1 protein-coding gene and 1 pseudogene are annotated in these 1816 nt (G+C 41.1%); both read left to right on the top strand.

Annotated features, from left to right (window positions below):
* A pseudogene (locus tag JQM82_RS15375) lies at positions 1–194 on the top strand (tRNA uridine-5-carboxymethylaminomethyl(34) synthesis GTPase MnmE); the annotation flags it as partial.
* Positions 160–1816: tRNA uridine-5-carboxymethylaminomethyl(34) synthesis enzyme MnmG (gene mnmG, locus JQM82_RS15370; protein ID WP_235251286.1), on the top strand; the 1657-nt coding region annotated here is incomplete at its 3' end. The pseudogene JQM82_RS15375 and the gene mnmG, both read left to right, overlap by 35 nt.

The raw sequence follows: 1816 nt of genomic DNA, 5'->3' as shown, positions 1-1816 counted from the left end.
GGCACAAGACTGCATTACAGAATGCCTGTGAGGCCTTGATTCGTGTAAATGAAAGTATTGATGCCGGAATGCCGGAAGATTTCTTTTCAATAGACCTTCTGGATGCATATGAGACGCTTGGAAGTATTACTGGTGAAACGATAGGAGAAGATTTGGTAAATGAGATATTCAGCAAATTCTGTATGGGAAAATAATGATAAATATGATGTAGCTGTTATAGGTGCCGGTCATGCAGGCTGTGAGGCAGCACTTGCAACATCCAGACTTGGATTTCGTACAATTATGTTTACCGTAAGTGTAGACAGTATTGCACTGATGCCATGTAATCCTAATATCGGAGGAAGTTCAAAAGGTCATCTCGTCCGTGAATTGGATGCACTTGGCGGAGAGATGGGTAAAGTAATTGACCGTACATTTATCCAGTCAAAAATGCTGAACAAATCCAAAGGTCCTGCTGTACATTCTCTTCGTGCACAGGCAGATAAAGCCAGATATAGCAGAACCATGAGACAGGTACTGGAAAGTGAAGAAAATCTGGAGATCAAGCAGGCAGAAATTGCTAATATTATGACAGAAAACGGTCAGGTGACAGGTGTGCAGACTTATTCCGGTGGTATCTATCATTGTCGTGCAGTCATACTCTGTACGGGTACTTATCTGAAAGCCCGTTGTATATACGGAGATGTCAGCACTTACACCGGCCCGAACGGACTTCAGGCTGCAAATTATCTGACAGACTGTCTGAAAGAACTGGGAATTAAGATGTATCGATTTAAAACCGGTACACCGGCAAGAATAGATCGGAAAACGGTAGATTTCAGTAAGATGGAAGAACAATTCGGAGATGAAAGAGTCGTTCCGTTTTCATTTACTACTGATCCTGAAGATGTACAGATTGATCAGGCATCCTGCTGGTTAACTTATACGAATGAGACGACACATGATATCATCAGAGCCAATCTTGACAGGTCACCTTTATTTTCTGGAATGATTGAAGGTACCGGACCAAGATACTGTCCTTCAATCGAAGATAAGGTGGTAAAATTCAGTGATAAAAAAAGACATCAGGTATTCATTGAACCGGAAGGACTTGAGACAGATGAGATGTATATCGGAGGTATGTCAAGTTCACTCCCGGAAGATGTACAATATGCAATGTACCGTTCTGTGCCTGGACTTGAACATGTTAAAATCGTCCGGAATGCTTATGCAATTGAATATGACTGTATCGATGCAAGACAGTTAAAGCCATCTCTGGAATTTCGTAATATCAGTGGGTTGTTCAGTGCGGGACAGTTTAATGGAAGTTCCGGATATGAAGAAGCAGCTGCACAGGGTCTGGTAGCGGGAATTAACGCAGCCAGAAAGCTTGAAGGAAAAGAACCTATGATCATCGACAGATCAGAAGCATATATAGGAGTATTGATCGATGATCTGGTAACAAAAGAGAGTCATGAGCCTTATCGTATGATGACTTCCAGAGCAGAATACCGGCTGCTTTTAAGACAGGATAATGCAGATCAGAGATTAACAAAAAAGGGGTATGAAGTAGGACTGATATCGGAAGAACGATATCAGAGACTTCTGAAAAAAGAAGAATTAATTCAATCTGAAATTGAGAGGCTTGGCCATGCATATGTGGGAAATACAGATTCTGTTCAAAGATTGCTTACATTTTATGGGAGTACTCCTTTAAACTCAGGAACAAGCATTGCTGAATTAATCAGGAGACCTGAATTATCTTATCTTGCGGTAAAAGAAATTGATAGTTCCAGACCGGAGCTTCCGAAAGATATTGAGACAGAAGTTATAGAAC

The organism is Faecalicatena contorta (genome assembly GCF_021531995.1).
Lineage (GTDB): Bacteria > Bacillota > Clostridia > Lachnospirales > Lachnospiraceae > Dorea_A > Dorea_A contorta_A.
The sequence above is the reverse complement of the archived record's forward strand: the minus strand, read 5'-3'. Positions and strand labels throughout refer to the sequence as shown.